Source organism: Trinickia mobilis, assembly GCF_017315705.1.
GTDB classification, from domain to species: Bacteria; Pseudomonadota; Gammaproteobacteria; order Burkholderiales; family Burkholderiaceae; genus Trinickia_A; species Trinickia_A mobilis.
Genome location: NZ_JAFLRF010000004.1, coordinates 13,061 through 33,058, shown reverse-complemented (window position 1 = coordinate 33,058; position 19,998 = coordinate 13,061). Strand labels below are relative to the sequence as shown.

The 19,998-nt window shown below is 60.1% G+C and carries 14 protein-coding genes and 2 pseudogenes; 8 read left to right on the top strand and 8 right to left on the bottom strand.

Translation table 11 applies throughout. The features are described 5' to 3' along the window. The first annotated feature begins 6 nt into the window (after positions 1–6). Both J3489_RS06940 and J3489_RS06935 read left to right on the top strand, forming a co-directional pair. Positions 7–204 (top strand): hypothetical protein, encoded by a 198-nt coding sequence (locus tag J3489_RS06940; RefSeq protein WP_206996985.1) that lies wholly within the window; start codon positions 7–9, stop codon positions 202–204. A gap of 404 nt (positions 205–608) precedes the next feature. After that, the gene (locus tag J3489_RS06935; RefSeq protein ID WP_206996984.1) at positions 609–2,105 is read left to right on the top strand and encodes a M81 family metallopeptidase; all 1,497 of its coding nucleotides are present in this window, start codon (positions 609–611) and stop codon (positions 2,103–2,105) included. A 721-nt stretch (positions 2,106–2,826) separates the two neighbouring features. On the opposite strand, the pseudogene tnpA reads toward J3489_RS06935, so the two are convergent. From tnpA to J3489_RS06905, 6 genes and pseudogenes are all read right to left on the bottom strand, one after another. Then, a pseudogene (tnpA, locus tag J3489_RS06930) lies at positions 2,827–3,828 on the bottom strand (IS66-like element accessory protein TnpA); the annotation flags it as partial. A gap of 79 nt (positions 3,829–3,907) precedes the next feature. After that, a pseudogene (locus tag J3489_RS39065) lies at positions 3,908–4,021 on the bottom strand (IS30 family transposase); the annotation flags it as partial. A 272-nt stretch (positions 4,022–4,293) separates the two neighbouring features. Further along, positions 4,294–5,289, bottom strand: a complete 996-nt coding sequence (locus J3489_RS06920) for a COG4280 domain-containing protein (RefSeq protein WP_206996983.1) — start codon at positions 5,287–5,289, stop codon at positions 4,294–4,296. A 561-nt stretch (positions 5,290–5,850) separates the two neighbouring features. Further along, positions 5,851–7,380 carry a multicopper oxidase family protein gene (locus J3489_RS06915; RefSeq protein WP_206996982.1) on the bottom strand — a complete coding sequence of 510 codons (1,530 nt, stop codon included), beginning with the start codon at positions 7,378–7,380 and terminating at the stop codon, positions 5,851–5,853. 388 nt (positions 7,381–7,768) lie between these two features. Beyond that, positions 7,769–8,719 carry an endonuclease domain-containing protein gene (locus tag J3489_RS06910; RefSeq protein ID WP_206996981.1) on the bottom strand — a complete coding sequence of 317 codons (951 nt, stop codon included), beginning with the start codon at positions 8,717–8,719 and terminating at the stop codon, positions 7,769–7,771. 31 nt (positions 8,720–8,750) lie between these two features. Then, on the bottom strand, positions 8,751–10,127 hold the full coding sequence (locus J3489_RS06905; protein WP_206996980.1) for an ATP-binding protein: 1,377 nt from the start codon (positions 10,125–10,127) through the stop codon (positions 8,751–8,753). A gap of 270 nt (positions 10,128–10,397) precedes the next feature. Here J3489_RS06905 and J3489_RS06900 point away from each other — a divergent pair, with 270 nt between their 5' ends. After that, positions 10,398–10,841 (top strand): DUF2244 domain-containing protein, encoded by a 444-nt coding sequence (locus J3489_RS06900; protein ID WP_206996979.1) that lies wholly within the window; start codon positions 10,398–10,400, stop codon positions 10,839–10,841. Between the two features lie 119 nt (positions 10,842–10,960). On the opposite strand, the gene J3489_RS06895 is transcribed toward J3489_RS06900, so the two are convergent. After that, positions 10,961–12,133 (bottom strand): 4-hydroxybenzoate 3-monooxygenase, encoded by a 1,173-nt coding sequence (locus tag J3489_RS06895; RefSeq protein ID WP_206996978.1) that lies wholly within the window; start codon positions 12,131–12,133, stop codon positions 10,961–10,963. Positions 12,134–12,636: 503 nt separating this feature from the next. On the opposite strand from J3489_RS06895, the gene benC reads away from it, so the two are divergent. Further along, positions 12,637–15,426, top strand: coding sequence for a benzoate 1,2-dioxygenase electron transfer component BenC (benC, locus tag J3489_RS06890; protein ID WP_206996977.1), 2,790 nt, complete (start codon positions 12,637–12,639; stop codon positions 15,424–15,426). A gap of 25 nt (positions 15,427–15,451) precedes the next feature. Here the strand turns inward: benC and J3489_RS06885 are convergent, their stop codons facing one another. Further along, complete coding sequence (locus J3489_RS06885; protein ID WP_206996976.1) at positions 15,452–16,384, bottom strand: helix-turn-helix domain-containing protein; 933 nt, start codon at positions 16,382–16,384, stop codon at positions 15,452–15,454. Between the two features lie 124 nt (positions 16,385–16,508). Between J3489_RS06885 and J3489_RS06880 the strand changes: the two genes are divergently transcribed. The 4 genes from J3489_RS06880 (at position 16,509) to J3489_RS06865 (ending at position 19,917) form a co-directional block, all read left to right on the top strand. Then, entirely contained in the window at positions 16,509–17,354 is an 846-nt protein-coding gene (locus J3489_RS06880; RefSeq protein WP_206996975.1) for an SDR family NAD(P)-dependent oxidoreductase, read from the top strand. 34 nt (positions 17,355–17,388) lie between these two features. Continuing rightward, a complete protein-coding gene (locus J3489_RS06875; RefSeq protein WP_206996974.1) occupies positions 17,389–19,110 on the top strand; it encodes an FAD-dependent oxidoreductase in 1,722 nt (573 codons plus the stop codon). Then, entirely contained in the window at positions 19,107–19,454 is a 348-nt protein-coding gene (locus tag J3489_RS06870) for an NIPSNAP family protein (protein ID WP_206996973.1), read from the top strand. The genes J3489_RS06875 and J3489_RS06870 overlap by 4 nt, the downstream gene beginning before the upstream one ends. A 244-nt stretch (positions 19,455–19,698) precedes the next feature. Further along, positions 19,699–19,917, top strand: a complete 219-nt coding sequence (locus J3489_RS06865; protein ID WP_206996972.1) for a hypothetical protein — start codon at positions 19,699–19,701, stop codon at positions 19,915–19,917. Positions 19,918–19,998 lie beyond the last annotated feature (81 nt).

Genomic DNA, 19,998 nt, shown 5'->3' with positions numbered 1-19,998 from the left:
AAGGACGTGGAGATCTATTCGAACTCGATCGGCTTCACAGGTAAGGAGGGTCTGGGTCTGGGCGGTGGCCAGAAGGCGATCTTCCGGCTCGAAGGCGGTTTCGACTCTGACACCGGATCACCGAAGAGCGGCACACTCCTGAAACTTTTTCCCGCATATCGACACTTGCCGCGGCGGGTGCTGCAAATGTTTGTCCCAGATTGACAAGCTTGTGTCTCACTCTGTCAAATACGAAGAATTTTATAGCTTCAAAGTTAGGAATCCTTTAGTATCGGCAAAAATCTGGATTGCTTTGCGACGCTGAATTAGGAGCACCTGAGAAGAGGGAACGCGTGAATTAGGGTGGACTCGACTGGCGGTTTAGGTGTTCAAAGATGAATCTTTTACCCCAGCGGCCAGTATGCCAGCGAAAATCATCACAAAGCGCCGCGGTTAATAGAAGCAAGGTTCAGATTCTCTGGGAGCGTATGAACAGGTGAGGCTCTGAGCGCAGAACGATTGCAAAGTCGTTTGATTATCTACGAGCGCAACCGTCCGGGGCAACTGATATTCGGCAAAAGCCGAGGCCTTAGCTCGCGCGTACATCTTTATATTTTTGGAGAAAGTTTATGAAAGTACTAATCGCCGGCTACAAGCACGAGACTAATACGTTTGCGCCAGAGAAGGCGGGGTGGCCGGCGTTCGAAAGAGGCGAGAGTTTTCCCCCAGCTGTGCGCGGCGCACGCATGCTGGAAATGATCGAGCAGGTCGCGATGCCGGCCACAGGCTTTTTGCGCTTCGCGCGTTCGCAGGGTTGGGAACCGGTGCCGAGTTTATGGTGCGGCGCTGTGCCGTCGTCATACGTGACGTCGGACGCCTTCGAGCGCATCTGCGGGGAAATTTGCGACGACGTGAAGGCCAACGTGTTCGATGCGGTCTACCTCGATCTGCACGGCGCCGGTGTGGCTGAACACGTGGACGACACCGAAGGTGAGCTATTGAGCCGGATACGGTCGCTGGTTGGCGACAGCATGCCAATCGTGGTGAGTCTGGATCTGCATGCGAATGTTACGCGGCGGATGCTTGAATGTGCGGATGCGATGGTAGCGTTTCGTACCTATCCTCATATTGACTACGTCGAGACCGGAGAGCTGACCGGCGAGTTACTGCGTCGTCGCTTGCTACGCGGGTGTCGCGAACCGGTCAGTTGGGCACGTATTCCGTTCCTGATTCCGGTGAACTCCCAGAGCACGACGGCTGGGCCTGCAAAGAGGATTTATGACAGGCTCGTTCAGATCGACGCCGAGTGCGACACCATGTCGAGCTTCTGCATGGGCTTTCCCGCCGCGGACTTTGCCGAATGCGCACCGATGATCTGGAGTGTCGGCGACGAGGCGGCGCGCGTGGTGGCACAGCTCGAAGCACTAGCACGCGAGCCCGCGCAATGGCGGCTCGATGTTGCTAGTGCTGACGACACAGTAGCACGGGCTATCCACCTCGCCAGCCAGAGTAGCAAGCCGATTGTCATCGCTGATACGCAGGACAACCCCGGCATCGGAGGAACAGCGTCTACCACCGGCATGCTTCATGCGCTGGTGAAAGCGCGAGCGGGTGTGCGATTCGCGAAATGTGTGGCGTTGGGCGTGATGTACGACCCTGAATTTACCGCACAAGCGGTGCGGGCTGGCGTAGGCGCCAAACTGCGCGCGAGCCTGGGACGCTCGGCCGAGGTGTGGGATGGTCCCACTGACCCGCCTGTGCATGGGGAGTTCACGGTCAGGGCCGTGAGCGACGGTCGGGTCACGTACAAGGGACCGAAGATGACGGGATTCGTGGCTAAGCTGGGTCCGAGTGTTTGTGTCGAAATCGATGGCGTGCTGGTGGTCGTGGCGAGCGGCAAAATCGGGGTACAGGATCGCGAACTGTTCCGCTTCGTCGGCATCGAGCCAGAGCGAATGAAGATCATCGTCGTGAAGAGCAGCAATCACTTCAGGGCAGATTTCGCGCCGCTGGTGGAGGACGAATATCGCGACATCCTAATTGCGAAGGCACGTGGCGCGGCCGCTGTAGATCCGGGCGACCTGCCATGGCGGAAGTTGCCCGAGTCGACGCGACGTCGACCTTAAACCTCGGTGCCAGATGCGCTTGTGGTTTGCCAGCCGGCTCTCGCGCTGCAACAGCACGTGAAGGCGGCGACACACCGACGTCCGTGGCAGGCGTCCCTCCCTTTGGGCGTGCAAGGGTTCCGCACGAGGAGTGCGTAACGGATCGCCAAATGTCGCCGAGACAACGGCTATCAAGGTGTAATTAGAGGAAGCCCGCGACGCCAGCTGCTGGGGCAGAGGAACTGATGCGCAACACTAAACGCATTTGCCCTTACATCAATATGGTTCCGTACTGAGTTGAGAAAGTCGTCGTGCTCGTACCGCCCGACGACGCAGGCGAAACGTTATCCGGGCATCAATCCGTATGCGGCGTCAAAGGCTGTGTCCCAGCCTGGATCATGAACGTCTCTCCGGTGTAGATCATCCCAGCAAATCGGCTGCGAATATGTGATGTATCAAAACAAACGATTTAACTTCCACGAGTGGAGGCCCGAACATGGACACCGGAACGACAAGGAGATTTTAAATGGCGATTATTGGAATCAAGAGCCTGCGATACGGTGTGGAGGACGTGGGATCCAGCGCTCGGTTCTTTGCCGATCTAGGGCTCCCGTTGTTGAGCTCCGGCACTGATCGGGCATCGTTCCGTCTGGATGACGGCTCGACTATCGAAGTGCTTCCGCACGGGCACACTTCGTTGCCTTCAGGCAAGATCGAGGGCGCCGGGGTGCATGAGATCGTCTGGGGCATCGACACGACTCATCTGCGCCCACATATAACTCTTGCGTTGTGCAGCACGGCCTGGCTCTTTCAGTACCTGCACTAGCGGCTGCACGGCCGTGCCGACGCGCCCCACGCTGGCTGCCAGCGTGCCACGTGAGAGATCGCCACCGAAACGATGCAGCAGTGCGGCGATACGATACAGCGGCAGCGCATCAGCGAATTTACTCACAACCACCCATGCAAGCGCCGATTCGGTGAGCAGGCCCTTCGGGATAATACGGGCAGGTGCCGGTGTCACCTTGATGCCGAGGTTGCAGCAAGGGCATGCGTATTTGATTCGCTGGTGCTGAATGACGCGAACCTGCTGCGGCACGATATCGAGTTGCTCGCTGATGTCCGCACCGATCTCGACCAGTGCGTGGCCGTCGTGTGCGCAGACGCGTTCTGATTCGGGCAATTCATGACGCACGATCTCGCGAGGCAGCATCGGGTCCAACGGCTTGCGCCCGCGTTTCTTGCGTTCGTGCGCGCCGACCTCGATGCTCGGCTCTACCTCCGTTTCCTGCGCCGGCTCGCATCCCGTTGCAAGCGCCTCTGCTTCGTTCAAGAACAGATCACGCTGCTCGGGGCCACGTACTTCGCTCTTGGCAGCAGATGCTCTTGCGGAAATCGACGGCGTCGCGATGCTAGCCGTCGTCTCCGGCGAAGAACACATCGCGGACTCGCGCTCGAGCTCGACGAGCGCCTGTTCGCTGCTGGCCCTGACGACCGGCACGAATGCCGGCTCTGCTGTCGGCGACTGCCTTGAAGCTACAGCCAGCCGTTGCTGGTGCAGCTTGATCCATTTGTGCAGCAGGTTCGCGTTGACGCCGCGTCTGAGTGCGAGCCCCGCTACTGACGCCCCTGGCTCGAGGCAGGCCTCGACCAGCCGCTGTTTGGTTCGGCGATCAAACCGGCGCTTGCCGTCTTTACCTACGGTGACGACCTTCAGGCATGACGTTTCTGAGTGTTGTTCTGTCATAAGGTGTCCACTGAAAATCAGTGGACATAGCCTGCACGGTCAGATCGCTGAGTGCTAGACGCCCATTTTTGCGCGCTTACTAATGAACAGGAGTTGCGGATTGAGAGGCTTTTTCGAGGATCGTTGCGAACACCTCGAGTGGTGAGTGAAAGGCATGTGTAGCGCGCGGTCGACTGTTGAGGCTGTCGGCGACCCGAAGCCGACCTTGGCATCATGGTGGTGAATTCCGGTGAGCAGCCGCAGACCGGACGCTCGCAGGCAGCGGTTATCTGTTCATTGAGCCAAGCTGCTCTTCAATTATCAACGGCTACGAGCGCGCGCGATTGTCCGCCTTCGCGAGGCCCCAGCGGGCGAGATCGTCCCGCTGCTGACCGTCGCAAGGCAGCGCTCGGATCGTGGGTCAATTCGAAGCGCCGGAACCTGTCCCCGCTACGTCGGCGAGATATGGCGCTCCACGCCCCGCTGCTAACGTACAGCGGCGCGACCCGCACTTAGCACGAGGATGAAGGCCACGCCGACGAACAGGAGGCCGGGAGTGTACGCGTGATTGACCACAGCCGCGCGTGTGAGCACCGCCGTTGCGGCGATCCAGACGAGCACGCTGGCAGCCAACAAGCCATCGTCGACAAATAGCCCCAGAACTTCTTGCCAGACTCGCATGATCCCATGGCGCGGTGGGTGAGTCACCGCGGCTGCCCGCGTGATCCTGGTGTGGGCGGGCACGCGTGCCCGGTACAGGCGGCAGGCGAAGATCAGCGCCTGCGACACGAGCAGGTAACCGCCAGCCAGGACGAGGATAGCCAGATCGCCCGAAGGCCACACGAGGCCGAGGCCTTCGCCTGCCCAGAACGTACCGAATGCGCAGAGCAGGATTCCGACCGCGTACTTCAACGTGTTTTCGGGCACGTTCGCCAATGGTCGGTGCAACACGACGCCCAGCCCGCAAACGAGCGCAAGGGCGGCGGCCGCGCCGGCCGACGCCGGACCCATTTGACGACTGCTGGCGCCGAGCGCGATTACGATGAAGACGACTTCCATGCCCTCGAGCATCACAATCTTGAACGAAGTCGCGAGGGCAACGGGATCCCACCTGGCGCGGCGTGCGCCGTCGAACTTGCGCAGCGCCGCCGTCTCCTTTTCGAAGGCAGTTTGCTCGTCGTGCAGCGGTATCGCCCCTGTTGCCCGCAGCATGGCTTTGCGCAGCCAGCGCGCACCGAACAGCAGCGCAAGCGTGCCGACAAGGAGTCGCACCGCGACTAACGGCGCCTGCAGCAACGACTGGCCGAGCGCAACGACCAGCACCACTAGTACGAGCATGGCGGCCGCCGCACCCGTCAGTGCTGAGCGCCAGCCTCGTATCGACCCAACCGCAAGGATGACAGTCAGCGCTTCCACGAACTCCACCAGGGACGCGAGAAATGACGCGACGATGGATGGACCTGCATGTATCCAGGTGATCATGAAGATACTCCCTGTGACGGGTGAGAGCGATCGGCGAGAGTCGAGAATATACGCGTTGGCGCTTCGTTCAGGCCACAGGTGTCGCGCAGCGAGCCGTCCGTGCCCGATCGCCTGCCTAAGTCGGTGCGCTGGCTACTGGGCACCCTCAAGACTCGAACCTTTATGTATGTGATCCGATAAGCTTGCGCAGCCACTTTCTGGCATGTCTGCTTCAATCTTTCATTGCTTTTAATCTGAAAGAAAAAACTTGGTGCGAACCCGGCGAGGGAAACTCCAGAATTATCGTTGCTTCGCTCATCATCGTTTCGTCGGCCGGTGCGCAATAGCGGCACGGCGGATTGCACCAGACTCCCACGGCGGTCCGGAGAAAGCCGTAATAAATATCCAGTTCAATGGCGCAAGGAGCGTCCACGCTCGATTTCATCGGACAGGACGATGATAGTCATGGATCAGCCCGGTACCAACCTCACTGCGCCCATCCTTTCCGACGACGCGGCTGTATGGTTTTCGGCGTATGGCAGGAGCTGTCGGAGTCGAGAGCATTCCAAGGGCCGTCTCGCATCAGACGTATGCCACTTCGGTGATCATCCCCGCTTCCATGTGATAGAGATTATGACAGTGCATCAACCAGCGACCGGCGTTGTTTGCATCGAACGCCACCGTTACCTTGGCTGCCGGGGGAACCATCACCGTATCGCGCAGCGCCCCGGGAAACGCCTTGCCGTTGAGCGCAACGACCTGAAAGTGATGACCGTGCAGGTGGATCGGATGGGACATCATCGTCATGTTGTGGAACGTCAACGCCACTCGCTGATTGGATCGAATCGCTACGGTGTCCCGCTGGTCCCAGCCCTTTCCATTGAAGCCCCATACGTAGGGCTGCATCGAGCCGGTCAGCATCAGCATGAAATGCGCGTCGACAGGCCGGGAGGCAAGAGGATGAGCCGCCGATAGCCGCAGCTCCTGGTCAAAGGCCACGGCATGGGATTTTTCCGTTGCCAAGGAATCGAACTTGGGGACGTTGATGCCGCGAGTTGCCAGCACGACGCCCGTTTGTTTTCGATCGCCTTCCCGTACGGCGAGAATCGGCCAGACTCCGGCTTCGTTTGGCAGGTCCACGAGAATATCCATTCGCTGAGCCATCGCCAATTCGAAGCGGCTGCCCCCCAGCGGCTGAGTGGGATTGCCGTCGACAGCGGCGACCGTCCCCTGCAACTGACCCAGGTCGATGTGGAAATTGGTCGATGAAGCCCCGTTGATTATGCGCAAGCGGACTTTTCCGCTTCGCTCGACTCGAACAATTTCGGGGTCCGCCAGGGTACGGTCGTTGGCGAGGTAAGCGTCGAAATCGACGTCGTTCAGGTCCATCGTCATCGCAGGCATCTGCTCGGCCATGTCTTGGACGTCGCCGCCGGCCATCCGGTTCATCGCCATAGTGCCCATGCCGGGCATGCCGCTCACCCCGGAGGATTGCCGGACATGCCCAGAACCTGCCATCGCCTTCATCTCGGGACGTCGAAAGTCCGACATGACTTCTGCCGGATCTCGAAACAGGAAGTCCTGCAGAAACAAAGTCACCTCCTGGTTGTCCGCCCGCACGTCGTCGGCCGTTCGCACGATGAGGGGAGCGGCGAGCAGCTGCTGCTCCTGGAGTCCGTGATGCGAGTGCATCCAGTAGCTGCCCGGACGAGCCACAAAATCGTACGCGCGGCGCTCGCCGGGCTGGAGTTCCGGTATGCCGAAATGGCTGACGCCATCCTGATCGGGTGGCGGTGTCTGGCCGTGCCAGTGGACAATCGTTGGCTTGTCCAATTGATTGTGAAGTTCCACGGCAAAGGGCTCACCCGGATCGAGGAACAAGCCGCGGGTCCCGTCCGGCTGCCGAACCCCCAGCATGGTGGCGGCACGACCATTGACTTCGATTGAACGCGTTTCGGTAACAAGACGATGCGGCGCACGCGCGGCGTCTCCGCTCCTGGCCGAATTCGCGCCGGATTTGAATGCATTGACAGGGGATTGTGCACGTGCCGTGAGTGCTGCCGATGAAGCCGCCAGAGACGTCAGCAGGAATTTGCGGCGAGTGAGCAACATCGGTTGTTCTCCGTTGTGAAGTGTCTGAGAGTTCTACGGGGCCTCGAACGCTTCAAACGCAGGGTATTGCCGAGCAAAGCGAATGCGCCATTGATGCATCGTAGACATTCCAACAATGGCAATGTCAACAGAGGTGGCGCCGCAAATTTGGACACGGGGATGAGCGGAGCGGCTCGTGTGTTTCGGGCGGTGTCCATTCCATCTGGGCCGACTGCTGCCCGGTGCGGTCGGCCGAAACCGACCCACAAGCGACAGTCGGATGGCTCGAAAGCGGACACTCCGCGCCATGATCCGATACAGGGAGCGTGTGCCGTTTGCCGCTTGATTTCGAATCGCCTTGTCGCAGATTTAAGACGTCGAAAGCAGCGAATTCTAGATTCAGATGTTTTTAAAGTTCAAAAGGCTGAAGACCCATCGAGCTCCCCAACGCGTACCATATATCCTGCCAACGAACCATCACAAGGTCTGATCCCACAAAGCTGGTCTCATCATTTCCTCTCCGTAACAGTTTCCCGTTGGCGAGGTACTCAAACTTCCAGTCACCCATCTCTTCTTTTGAATAGGTCTCAGGCAATACTGACCTTAGCGGATCTATGTAGATAGGATCATCTGCGACAAGATAGAAGTCGTCGAAGAGATGTGAATAATTTCGCATATGCTCCCCAAGCTCAATTGAATAGTATTTTGAGGATACGTTGTTTATTCTTACTTCTCCTCTTTCATACTCTTGTGCTGAATTATCGAGATGTAGTAACGCGTCACGGTCATCGGGATGATGAAACAGGAAGACGGTAATGAACGATTTTTCTTTTAACCATTCAATCGCATGAGGAATGAATTTGTCAATCGGTGTTCTTAAGAGGTTTTTATGAGGATGTAAATCCCGATAGAACGCGAGAGCCTTGGAATTTTCAAGGCAAAAGAAAGAATAGTCGATGTACATCACCCTATATTTCTTGGGTGATCGCTGAACGCGTTCCTGGTATATCTCGCGAACTTCTGCAACGCACGCGGTCGGGCATCTATTCACCTCTCGACCTGTAAAGCGGACAATACTGTAACCCGCACGGGTCAAATATCGCTGTCGAACAGCGTCTTTCTCCAGCTGCTCTCTTGTAGAGTGGTATGCGTGCCCGTCCAATTCAACGATCAGTCGTGCATCTTTCAAAAGAAAATCGACTCGATAGCGGCTATGTTTTTGTGGGTCCCCAAACCACGTTTCGCTTTCAATCGCGTCCGCTAAATCGCCTAGCTCTTTTTTAAATTTGGCCTCGATAAAAGACGGATTGCGGTGTCTCCACCAAGCTGGTGGTGCTTTTGGTTGCCCCGGATAGTTCATAAATCTTCGCTGCCATATTTGAGGTTTGCGCTTAATCGCCAGAGACTTTACGTCGCTGCCGGCCAAGATGAATGCCAGCAGGGACCGAAGGACCGTAGTAGCCGCGCCCCGCGCTTGATCTAACATGCATCGTTGGCTTCTCCGACTGAGGGATTTTTTCGCCAGCCAGTTCAATCCCGTGTGCTTCGGCTTGCATGCGCACATAGCCTCTAAGCATCTTTTCCCGATAGGTGTAAAGGCCTGGTTTCGTCGGATGCGAAACGAGAATTGCCCCACACGACGGGGCTTTTAACTTACGGATACGAGTGGTGTATTTTTTATAGTCAATGGCTTCTTCTTGCGGACGTTGCCGCATTATGTGCTCGTACGATGAGAACATCTGAGGGAGGTACCGATCAAGATATTCTGAATCAGCTGTCGACCAAAGTATCTCTTCATAGTCCCCGCTTCTTTGGTTAAGGGCCATCATGTACGGTCGCTGAAGCTCTGCAGAAATTCCTGCAATTGCACTATGTAATCCACCGAGATAGTGCCTCTGCTCGATCGCATGTATGACCTGTGAGTCGTTGAATACATCCCACAACATCTTCTCGGTAATCAGATGGGCATAGTATGGATAACCATCGCTCACGGCTGCGATTCGGATATAGATTTCACGGTCGAGCGTTAAGCCGAACGTTTCGGCAACCTTCCGCGGAATGTCCCATCTGGCATCCCAGCTCAGTTTCGGAAGTTCCAGTGTATCCAGTTGTCGAATAGCCGACGGATGTGCACCGAGTAGCTCCTCGATCGAATCACCAACGCCGGTGAAAATGAACTTAAGCGGAACCTTCTTATCGCCAAGTTGTTTCAGAAGATCGCCGAACAAAGCCCGCTCTTCCGCCGACTGGATACGATCAAATTCGTCGAGTACTACTACCGGAAGATCCGAATGGATTGCAGCCACCTCTCGTAGCAACTCGACTGCATCGGCCAACGTCTCTATTTCAGATCGCAAGTCGACAGAACTTGTCTCGACCGTCTTACCAACTTTGAAGAAGCGCCATTCCGCTCCGAGCGACGTCGTTGTTTTCTTCTTCGTAAGTCGGCTGCTTTTCGTAGCTTGGATAGCGATATTGCAGACGATGCTCCGAAGCGTCGCGTCGGGTCCCCCTGAGACGTCAATAAACGCAGCGTCGGCGCTTTGATACAGGTTCGCGGCGGTAGCTGCCAGAGAGGACTTTCCAACCCCTCGATCACCATAAATGAACGAGTGTCGACCAGGGGCAAACAGTGCCTGCCTGATTCGCTCCAATTCGGTCGAACGCCCGAACAAGTGCTCTATCGATTGTATTGGCTGAGCGGGAGAAACCACGCTATTCAGTCTCAAGCCGAACGTGGTTGAATCGTCGTAACCAAATATAGCCATACCCACCCCCGAGGCATTGTTATGTGCTGATTATATAGCCCCGTTTCGACGATCTGACGCCAAGTTAACGGTTCCGTTCAGCCCGAATTGTCCGCAATCTAGCCTGTGGCGCCAAAAGACTGCTCCTGGCCGACTCTTGCCCGACGCGGTTGGCCATCGTGCGGCACGTACCTTGCGCGCCACCAATCGCTCCATATAGCGGTACGCTGGACCATGTACGCATACTTTCGGCAGTCAAACGGGCCCGGCCCATTCGACGGCGAGGACGGAGTGCCGGTCTGCGAATGGCGCATAAAGCGCAACTGTTCCCTCACGCCGTGGCAGTCGCTCGCTGCGACGGCGTTACTGGTGGCGTTCGTCCTCGCCATCGGCGTGGCAGCGGCGTTGGCCTTCGGAGTCTGGCTCGCGTTGCCTTTCTCGATGCTTTGGATCCTGGCCATCGGCATCGCATTTGTCGTCAACGCCGGGCACGCGACGGACGGCGAGGTGGTGACGCTCGCCCCACCGTTCGTGATCATCGAAACGGATGACCGCGGACGGCGCACGATGCATCGGATGAAAGCGGCCCGGTTGGCCCTGCTTCTGGACGATAGCAATGGCGCCGTCTATTTTTGCGACGGCTGGCAGCGCATCCCCGTCGGACGGCAAGTGCCTGCCGCCACGCGCGCGGAGTTCGTCCGCGAATTGCGCCGCTTCATCGTGGCCGGCTGCTGACGCGCTCGGGGGCCGGGCCGTCGATTCGTCGGGTTCGACGATGCAGCGCAAACCTTGCTTCGCGAGGACTACGGTGAACGGTTTGTTCGCAACCGAAGCGCGCGACGCGCGGGTGCAGCTCAGGCCACCGCTGCGCCAACGTAGTTTTCCGCCATCGCGGTCGCCGCCGCGCGCGACATCGTCACGTGCTCGAGCTCCGCGACCTGCAAACGCTGCTCGAACGGCGACGCATCATCGAGGCGATGCATCATCCGCGTCATCCAGTAAGAGAAGTGCTCTGCGCGCCAGATGCGTTTCAACGCCGTCTCGCTGTAAGCATCGAGGAGATCCGTGCGGTCTTCGCGATAGAAAGCCCGCAGCGCAGCCGCGAGGATACGCACGTCGGATACGGCCAGGTTGAGCCCCTTCGCACCGGTCGGCGGAACGATATGCGCGGCATCCCCCGCGAGGAACAGCCGCCCGTGCTGCATCGTCGTCGATACGAAGCTGCGCATGCCCACGATATTCTTCTGGAAGATCCGGCCTTCCATCAGTCGCTGGCCGTCCGCCGAGTCGACGCGCGCATGCATCTCCGCCCAGATCCGGTCGTCCGACCAGTTGTCGACCGAGTCGTGCGGATCGCACTGGAAATACATCCGCTGCACGGTTGGCGAGCGCGTGCTGACCAGCGCGAAGCCGCGTTCGTGGCGGGCGTAGATCAATTCGTCCGACGAGGGCGGCGCCTCGACGAGAATGCCGAACCAGCCGAACGGGAACACGCGCTCATAGTCATTGCGCCGCGCTGCGGGAATCGAAGCGCGCGACACGCCCTGTGAGCCGTCGCAACCGATCACGAAGTCGCTCGTCAGCATCTGTTCGACGCCGTCGTGAACGAAGCGGATCGACGGCGCATCGGTATCGATATCCGCAATCGACAGGTCCGACACGTTGAAATAAAGCGAACCGCCTGCGGCGACGCGGGCGGCAACGAGATCTTTGAGGACTTCGTGCTGCGCGTAGACGGTGATTGACTTGCCGGTCAGCGCGGTGAGATCGATGCGGCGGCGCTTTCCTTCGAATGCCAGCTCGAAGCCGTGGTGCAGCGCGCCTTCCGCTTTCATCCGATCCCCGACGCCCGTATCGGTCAACAGATCCATCGTGCCTTGCTCGAGCACGCCCGCGCGAATCGTCGATTCGATCTGCTCGCGGCTGCGCGCTTCGAGCACGACCGACTCGATGCCTTGAAGATGGAGAAGATGGGAAAGCAGCAGGCCCGCTGGCCCTGCGCCGATGATGCCGACTTGCGTACGCATGAAATGTCTCCTGGAGGGGTTGATTTTGCGCAAGTGTGCCGTCCACAACGTCTATTTCACAACCCGATGTCACGGATAAGGACTATCTCGGACTGAGATAGTGGTCAATTCACGTTGCCGTCGCGCCATCGATCAGCACACCTTCGAAGCGCATCACGCTGTGACGTAGCCCGACTCGGCCATTGAGCACGCGCAGCGAACAGAGCAGTGGCGATCAACCCGTACCGAAGCGCGGCGGATTGAAATTGGTCAATGTGTATTTTCTGGACGCGGAAGGCGGGTGAGGTCCGGATTACTACGATCATCCGGCATCCATCGCAATGCACGTTTTGTCCGGGTTAACGTTGTCTCTGTCCATTGAGGGGAACGCGGCTCAGGCTCTAAATTGGCGTCACTAAACCCACCGGGCGCTTGCGAGAAACAAGGTTACCTCGCGGGCCGCCCCGCCCGAGCATACCGCCAGCGGAGCGGTATGTTCGGGCGGCTCTCGAGGAGACACCGCCATGGCCCATCAGATAGCCCTCCGTTTTGAGGACGGAGTGACCCGCTTCATCGAGTGCGAGGAGGGCGAGCGCGTCACCGATGCCGCGATTCGCGCCAAGATCAATATTCCACTCGATTGCCGTGATGGTGTGTGCGGCACCTGCAAGGCGGTCTGCGAGTCCGGCGAGTACGTTCTGGGCGACTGCGTGGAAGATGCGCTTAGCCTGGAGGAGGCGAGCGCCCGCAAGGTTCTCACCTGCCAGATGAGCCCACGTTCCGACTGCGTGATCCAGATCGCCACGAACTCCGATGTCTCGGGTACCGGCCCGTCCTCCCACAGGGGACGGATCGTCGCCTGCCGACGAGCGTCAGACACCACGATCGCCTTCTCGGTCGAGCTCGAGAACCGCGCAGATCTCAGGTTCCTTCCTGGGCAGTATGTCAACATCCAGGTGCCGGGCACCGATCAGACACGGTCCTACTCCTTCAGCTCGGGGCCGTCCGAGCCGCACTTGTCCTTTCTTGTGCGCAATGTGCGTCAAGGGGCGATGTCGACCTGGCTCTGCGAAACCGCCAAAGTAGGAGACCCAATCGAGTTTCGCGGCCCGATGGGAAGCTTCTACCTGCGCCCCATTGAGCGGCCGGTGCTGTTTCTGGCGGGTGGCACGGGCCTCGCGCCGTTCCTCTCGATGCTGGACAAGATCGTCGAGGACGGCGGCAGCCCGCAGCCGATCCACATGATCCTGGGTGTGAACAGCGATGAGGACCTGGTTGGCATCGACCGGCTCGAAACGTATGCGCAGCGCCTGCCGAACTTCACCTATGTCTGCACCGCCTCCAGCCCCGACAGTGCCCATCCCAACAAGGGCTACGTCACCCACTACATCATCTCCTCCCAGCTCAACGATGGCGACGCGGATGTCTACCTCTGCGGCCCGCCGCCGATGGTGGATGCGGTGCGCAATTTTCTCTCGTCCGAAGGGCTGACGCCGCGCAACTTCTATTACGAGAAGTTCGCCGGCACCGGCCTGGTGGTCCAGACCGGCGAGGAGCGCATCGCTCCTGTTGATGTCGATGAAGCCTTTGACTTGCGCATGGCTCTCGAACTGGGGGCGGCTCAGCTGACCATGGGCCGGCTGTCGAGCGAGCAATTAATCATATTCCGCCAGCTTGCCGAGGCGACGGCGCCGTTCGTGTCCGGGCGGCGCTTTACCGACGTTCCGCGCTACATCGAGGCAAACCACGCCTTCCACATGTTCACGATCGAAGCTTCGGGGAACGCTCAGTTGATCGCGCTCTACCGGCAACTGGCCGTGCAGGACTACATCGCTCGCGCGCTGACCGATCAGATCGAGATCGTCGGCGATATCGTCCAGCAGCATCGGGACATTGTCGCCGCCTTCGAACTGGGCGACCTGAACGCGGCGCGGGACGTGATTGCGCTGCATGCGCTCCATTCCAAGGCCACGATGAGCCGGGCGCTGGAGCGTATGGCGATGGGCAAGACGGCACCCATGGCCGCAGCGCCCCCCTCTCCCCCGTCTGCTGTGCAGGAGAGCGCGCCGCAGGTCTGCCCATTCACGGCCAAGACCCTTCCGGCCTATTCACACGAACTGGACTGGCCCGAGGGGCTGGAGCCTTTCAAGGTGGTCGATGACGGCTCCCAAGGCGACCCTTACGCGCACTACCGCTGGATGCGGGAGCACGCGCCGGTGCTGCGTTGCCAGTCGGCGACTTCGGACGTGTGGTTCCTCTCGCGCTATGACGATGTCTACCAGGCGATCCGCAACCCGAAGCTGTTTTCCTCCGAGGTCGTCAGCCCGCCACCGCTGACGTTCCTGACGCTGTTCGATGCGCCCGACCATTCGCGGTTACGCAAGGTCGTCCAGCCGTCCTTCCTGCCGCTGGCGCTCGATCCCTTTATCGAGCAGATCGCGCAAAGGGCGGAGGACCTGCTCGACGCGATGATTGCCAAAGGCGGCGGTGATGTCGTCAACGATTTCGCTATCCCGCTCAGCATCTCGACCATCTCCACGATGATCGACGTGCCGAACGAGGATGAGGAGAAGATGAAGTTCTGGTCGGACGAGACCTTTAGCTACTTCGGGCGCCTCGCCCGCAATGCGCCGGGGACCGGCACCGACGAGCAGAGCGCGCAGGCTTTCTTCGCTTACCTGAAGGAAGCGATGGAGCGGCTCGTTCTCACCGGCAGCCAGTCGATCGGCGGGCATATCGCGCGCATGTGGAAGGACGGGCTGCTTTCGGAAAAGGAAGCGAAGGAGCTGTGCGCCTTCGTCTTCATCGCCGGGCACGACACAACGACTATTCTTGTCGCCAACGCTTTTCGCATGTTCGCCGAACAGCCGAATCTGCTGGGACGTATCCGCGAAACCCCCGCCGACGCTGACCGTTTCGTCGAGGAGGTGGCGCGCTATCGTGGTACCGTCCAGCGCGTGAGCCGCATCACCACCGAGGCGACCACTGTCGCGGGCGTAGATCTGCCCAAGGGCGCGGTGGTGCGATTGCTGCTGCCGGCTGCGAACCGCGACAGCCGCAAGTTTGCCGAGGGTGAGACGTTCGACATCGACCGCGATTCGAGCGGCCACCTGGGTTTCGGCAACGGCATGCACAAATGCCTTGGCGCGCCGCTCGCCAAGCTGGAGACGCTGATCGCGACGAAGGCTCTGGCCCGCAAGGTTGGCGATATTGCGCTCGATCCGGCAAGGCCGATCCAGTATGTGCGGGGCAACAATCTGACCAACTCCGGGCCGGAGCACCTGTTCGTGAAGCTGGGTGGGCTATCGGCCTAAACCGGATGACGGGGGCGGGGTCGAGTCAGCCCGCTCTCCTCTTTTCAGGCGGCAAGGATCGATCATGGGCCGCAGAGCGGTATTCGGTTGGCCGGAGTCCCGTCTGCTTGCGGAAGAAACGGCCGAAATAGGCCTCGTCCTGAAAGCCCAGTTCACTGGCGATCTGCTTCACGCTGAGCGTCGAATAGCCGAGCAGCCGCTTGGCCTCATGGATCGAGCGTGCATCGATTGCCTCGATTGCCGAGACCCCGAAGGTGGCACGGCAGATGCGGGAGAGCTGGCCGGTGGTCACGCCCATCTCGTCGGCATAGCTGGCGACCGGCCGCCGCTCACGGCAGTGGCGGTCGAGCAGGGCGCGGAACCGCTCGATCCGCGCGGCCATTGTCCGCTGCTCGGAACTGGCTGAAAGCCGGGCGCTCTCGCTGAGGCGCCCGATCTTGACGAACAGGGTGATCGTCAGTGCTGCGCCTGCGGTGAACTGCCAGCGCTCGTGGCTCTCTGCCTCGTGCTCGATCGACTGAAATAGGGTGCCCAGAGGTGTGCCGCGCTCGAGGTCGGGATCGATCGACAGCACCGTCGGCGTGCGAATGAATTCCAGCAGCTCGGGCGCGGCCGTCATCGCCAGCGATTCCAGCGCAGACTGCGCCGCGGTGATGACGTGACCGTCGATGTCGCTCCGGAAGTGAAAGCCGTGCACCGAGCGCGCTGGCACGACGATCAGGCATGGCGCAACGACCGCCCAGGTCTTGCCGTCGATGAAGGTCTCGCCGCCCCCGGCGGTGACGTAGAGCACCTGGATCAGCGCATCGTGGACGTGCGGCTCGATGTCGAAGTCGAAACGGCCGGCACGCAGGGGAATGCGTTCGTAATGCACCATGTCGACCCAGGGTTGGTCGGCTTCCGCGCCATAGAGCGCGAAATGCAGAACGGTCCGGCGGCGCTGTTGGTCATGGGCCATGATGCACGTTATGTCCTGCTATATGTGATCTCTGTCCATTGTTCCATAGGCGCTTGAGGCGTTCAATGGCGATACAAATTTCAGGAAGCGTAATCGCATGGAAAATTTTAGGAGGTTTAACTACATGGGACAGGAACTTCAAAATCGCGCAGGTGCCTCGACCTCATACTGGCCGAACCTGGACGGAAAGGTTTGCGTGATCACGGGTGCGGGCAGTGGCATTGGTGCCGGCATCGCGCGCGCCTTCGCCGATGTCGGAGCGCATGTGGCGCTCGTGGATCGGAATCTTGCCGGCGCTGAAGCTGTCGCCGCCGAACTTCGGAATGCCGGTGCGGTGGCGCAGGCGATCGGCTGCGACGTGTCGGACGAAGCCTCGGTTGCCGCAGCTGCTGGCGAGGTTCGCGCAGCGCTCGGGCCGGCCAGCGTGCTCGTCAACAATGCAGGGCTCCTGCGCGCCGGACCTCTCGAGACGGTCTCGATCGAGGACTGGAACCAGGCCATCGCCGTGAACCTGACCGGCTATCTTCTGTGTGCTCGAGCTTTCGGGCGCGACATGCTGGCGGCGGGCAAGGGCAGTATCGTCCACGTTGCCTCGATTGCGGCGCTCAGTCCGCAGACCAATAGCGGGTCCTATAGCCCGAGCAAGGCGGGCGTGCTGCTGCTCTCGCGGCAGTTGGCGGCGGAGTGGGGCCCACGCGGGGTGCGCAGCAACTGCGTGCTGCCCGGCATGATCCGCACCGCGCTGTCCGCGAAGTTCTACGAGGAGCCCGGCTTCGAGGCTCGCCGCGCCGCCGCCACCGCGAGCCGCCGCATCGGCGAGCCGGAGGACCTCGCCGGCCCGGCCCTGTTCCTCGCCTCTGACCTGGCTGCCTACGTCAACGGCGCGGAAGTGCTTGTCGACGGCGGGCTCGATTGCATGCTGATGGACATGGTCCCGCGCCCCGGTTTCAACGCCACCCCGGCCGCGTGAGCTCCATCACACCATAACGACAAGGAGAGTGGATATGGCCAATGAGATCACTTGCGATCTGGTCGTGGTCGGATCGGGTGCCGCGGGCCTCGCCACCGCGATCACTGCACGCAAGCGCGGCCTCGATGTCATCGTGCTCGAAAAGGAGCCCGTGTTCGGTGGTACCACCGCGCTGTCGGGCGGGGTCTTGTGGATTCCGCTGAGCAAATATGGCCGACAGCAGAACCCGGCTGACACCGTCGGGCGCGTGCGCGAATACATGATGAGCGAGACGGGCAACAACTACGATGCCGCCGCGGTCCAATGCTTTATCGAGAACGGGCCGAGAATGGTCGAGTTCTTCGAGCGAGAGACCGAGATGAAGTTCGTGCCCACGCTCTATCCGGACTATCACCCGGATGCGCCCGGCGGCGTCGACATCGGCCGCTCGATCCTCGCCGCGCCCTACGACATTCGCGGGCTGGGCAAGGACATGCGCCGCCTGAAGCCGCCGCTCGAGACGATCACCTTCATGGGAATGATGTTCAATTCCTCGAACGCGGACCTCAAGCACTTCTTCCGCGCGACCAAGTCCATTGTTTCGTTCCTCTACGTGGCCCGGCGTCTGGCTACGCACATCAAGGAGCTGGCGCTTTACCGGCGGGGGATCAACGTAACGAGCGGCAACGCGCTCGCCGCGAGGCTCGCGAAGTCGGCGCTGGCGATCGACATTCCGATCCTCACTTCGACGCCCGTGAAGGAACTGCTGAGCGAGGACGGCAAGGTGGTCGGTGTGCGTGCGGCCGCAGCGAACGGTGACCTTCGAATCACCGCCCGGCACGGCGTCGTGCTGGCTTGCGGCGGCTTCCCGCACGATCTCAAGCGCATCGCGCAGGTCTATCCGCATGTGAAGCGTGGGGGTGAGCATCTCTCGCCCACGCCCGTCGGCAATACGGGCGACGGGCTGACCATGGCGGAGAAGGTGGGTGGTGCCGTGGAGCTCGGCTTCGCCGATGCGTCGGCCTGGATGCCTGTCTCAAAGGTGCCCTTCGGCAAGGACCGCACAGGCGTATTCCCGCATCTGCTCGACCGCTATAAGCCCGGCGTGATCGGCGTGCTGCGGAGCGGTCAGCGCTTCACCAATGAATCGAACTCCTACCACGATGTTGGCGCGGCGCTGATTCGCGCTTGCGAGGGTGAGCGGGAGACGGCGATGTGGCTGATCTGCGACAAGGTGGCGCTGGGCAAGTATGGACTGGGCTATGCCAAGCCCGCGCCGATGCCGGTGGGGCCGTTGCTACGCAAAGGCTACCTCATCAAGGGCGAGACGATCGGCGACCTGGCGCGCAATTGCGGGATTGTTCCTGATGCGCTTGAGATGAGTGTCTATGCCTACAATCTCGATGCCGAGCGCGGAGAAGACCCAGCGTTCCAGCGCGGCCGCACTTCGTTCAACCGTTATCTCGCCGATCCGGACAACAAGCCCAATCCTTGCGTTGCGCCGATCGCGACCGGCCCCTTCTATGCGGTGAAGGTGGTGATGGGCGATCTGGGCACGTTCGACGGCCTCAGGACTAGCGTCGCCGGCGAGGTGCTGCGCGCCGACGGCAGCCAGATTGAGGGCCTTTACGCGGTCGGCAATGACCGGCGCAGCGTGATGGGCGGCAACTATCCGGGCGCCGGTATCACCCATGGGCCCAATATGACTTTTGGCTATGTCACCGGTAACGCCATCGCCACCAAAGCCATGACCTGCAAAGAGAAGGTGCGCGCATGAGCACCCACCCAATGTTTCTGGCAAAGCCCCTCGTTGATTTCCGGGTCTACACGATCGCGCTGCGCAAGATGCCCGAGTTTCTCGAGGTGTTTGACAGGCTCGCTATGCCAATCCTGCTCGAGACGCTTGGACATCCGCTCGGCTTTTGGACAAGTGTGGTCGGGCCGCAGAATCAGTTCACCCACCTGTGGGGATATGCCGATCTGGCAGACTACGAACGACGGTGCCTTGCACGCGATACGCATCCGGATTTCCCGGCCTATCTCAAGGCATCGGGCCATCTGATCACGGCACAGGACACACGGCTCATTCGTGCCGCCGCGCTGGCTAGTGTCGCAGAGTAAGCCGATGATCGAGAGTTTTGCTGTTAGTCGACAGCCGAGCGTCGGATCGCGCCGGTCTTTGATAGCCGCAGAGATTGGAACGATAGCGCGTCGGATGCGGTGAGCAGGCGAACAAGCATTGCGGGTCCGTGTCGGCGAGGGTACGGTGAGCGATTGAAAATCATCAGCGGGCCTCCCGCCGCTGCCCTGACGGGCGGCGGGGTTAAAGTGAGTTTGCCAAATCCGCTTTAACCGGAAGGAGGCCATGATGAACTATAGCGGCATTGACCTGCATTCGAACAACAGCGTGGTGAGCGTGATCGACGACGCCCGCCGCGACTTTATCAACGGCAACTCACGAGCTTCGGTGCCTTTACCGGGGGCTTACTTTGTTTCCGCGATTTGTGTGGTTGTGATGGCGAAGGTGGTTGGCGTGTCAGCGAGCGATAAGGTGACGAAGGGCGGACAGGCTGTACGTACTTGAAATTCGACTATATGCATAGTGAGGTCGATGTGGCCAGAAGGGTCCATAGACCGCAACTTGGCCTCAACCTTCTATGTAGAA

What these genes read in the sequence shown, in the direction of transcription:
- J3489_RS06935 (WP_206996984.1), top strand. Translation starts at nt 609, where the DNA reads ATGAAAGTACTAATCGCCGGCTACAAGCACGAGACTAATACGTTTGCG.
- J3489_RS06920 (WP_206996983.1), bottom strand. Translation starts at nt 5,289, where the DNA reads ATGATCACCTGGATACATGCAGGTCCATCCATCGTCGCGTCATTTCTC.
- J3489_RS06915 (WP_206996982.1), bottom strand. Translation starts at nt 7,380, where the DNA reads ATGTTGCTCACTCGCCGCAAATTCCTGCTGACGTCTCTGGCGGCTTCA.
- J3489_RS06910 (WP_206996981.1), bottom strand. Translation starts at nt 8,719, where the DNA reads ATGAACTATCCGGGGCAACCAAAAGCACCACCAGCTTGGTGGAGACAC.
- J3489_RS06905 (WP_206996980.1), bottom strand. Translation starts at nt 10,127, where the DNA reads ATGGCTATATTTGGTTACGACGATTCAACCACGTTCGGCTTGAGACTG.
- J3489_RS06895 (WP_206996978.1), bottom strand. Translation starts at nt 12,133, where the DNA reads ATGCGTACGCAAGTCGGCATCATCGGCGCAGGGCCAGCGGGCCTGCTG.
- benC (WP_206996977.1), top strand. Translation starts at nt 12,637, where the DNA reads ATGGCCCATCAGATAGCCCTCCGTTTTGAGGACGGAGTGACCCGCTTC.
- J3489_RS06885 (WP_206996976.1), bottom strand. Translation starts at nt 16,384, where the DNA reads ATGGCCCATGACCAACAGCGCCGCCGGACCGTTCTGCATTTCGCGCTC.
- J3489_RS06880 (WP_206996975.1), top strand. Translation starts at nt 16,509, where the DNA reads ATGGGACAGGAACTTCAAAATCGCGCAGGTGCCTCGACCTCATACTGG.
- J3489_RS06875 (WP_206996974.1), top strand. Translation starts at nt 17,389, where the DNA reads ATGGCCAATGAGATCACTTGCGATCTGGTCGTGGTCGGATCGGGTGCC.
- J3489_RS06870 (WP_206996973.1), top strand. Translation starts at nt 19,107, where the DNA reads ATGAGCACCCACCCAATGTTTCTGGCAAAGCCCCTCGTTGATTTCCGG.
- J3489_RS06865 (WP_206996972.1), top strand. Translation starts at nt 19,699, where the DNA reads ATGATGAACTATAGCGGCATTGACCTGCATTCGAACAACAGCGTGGTG.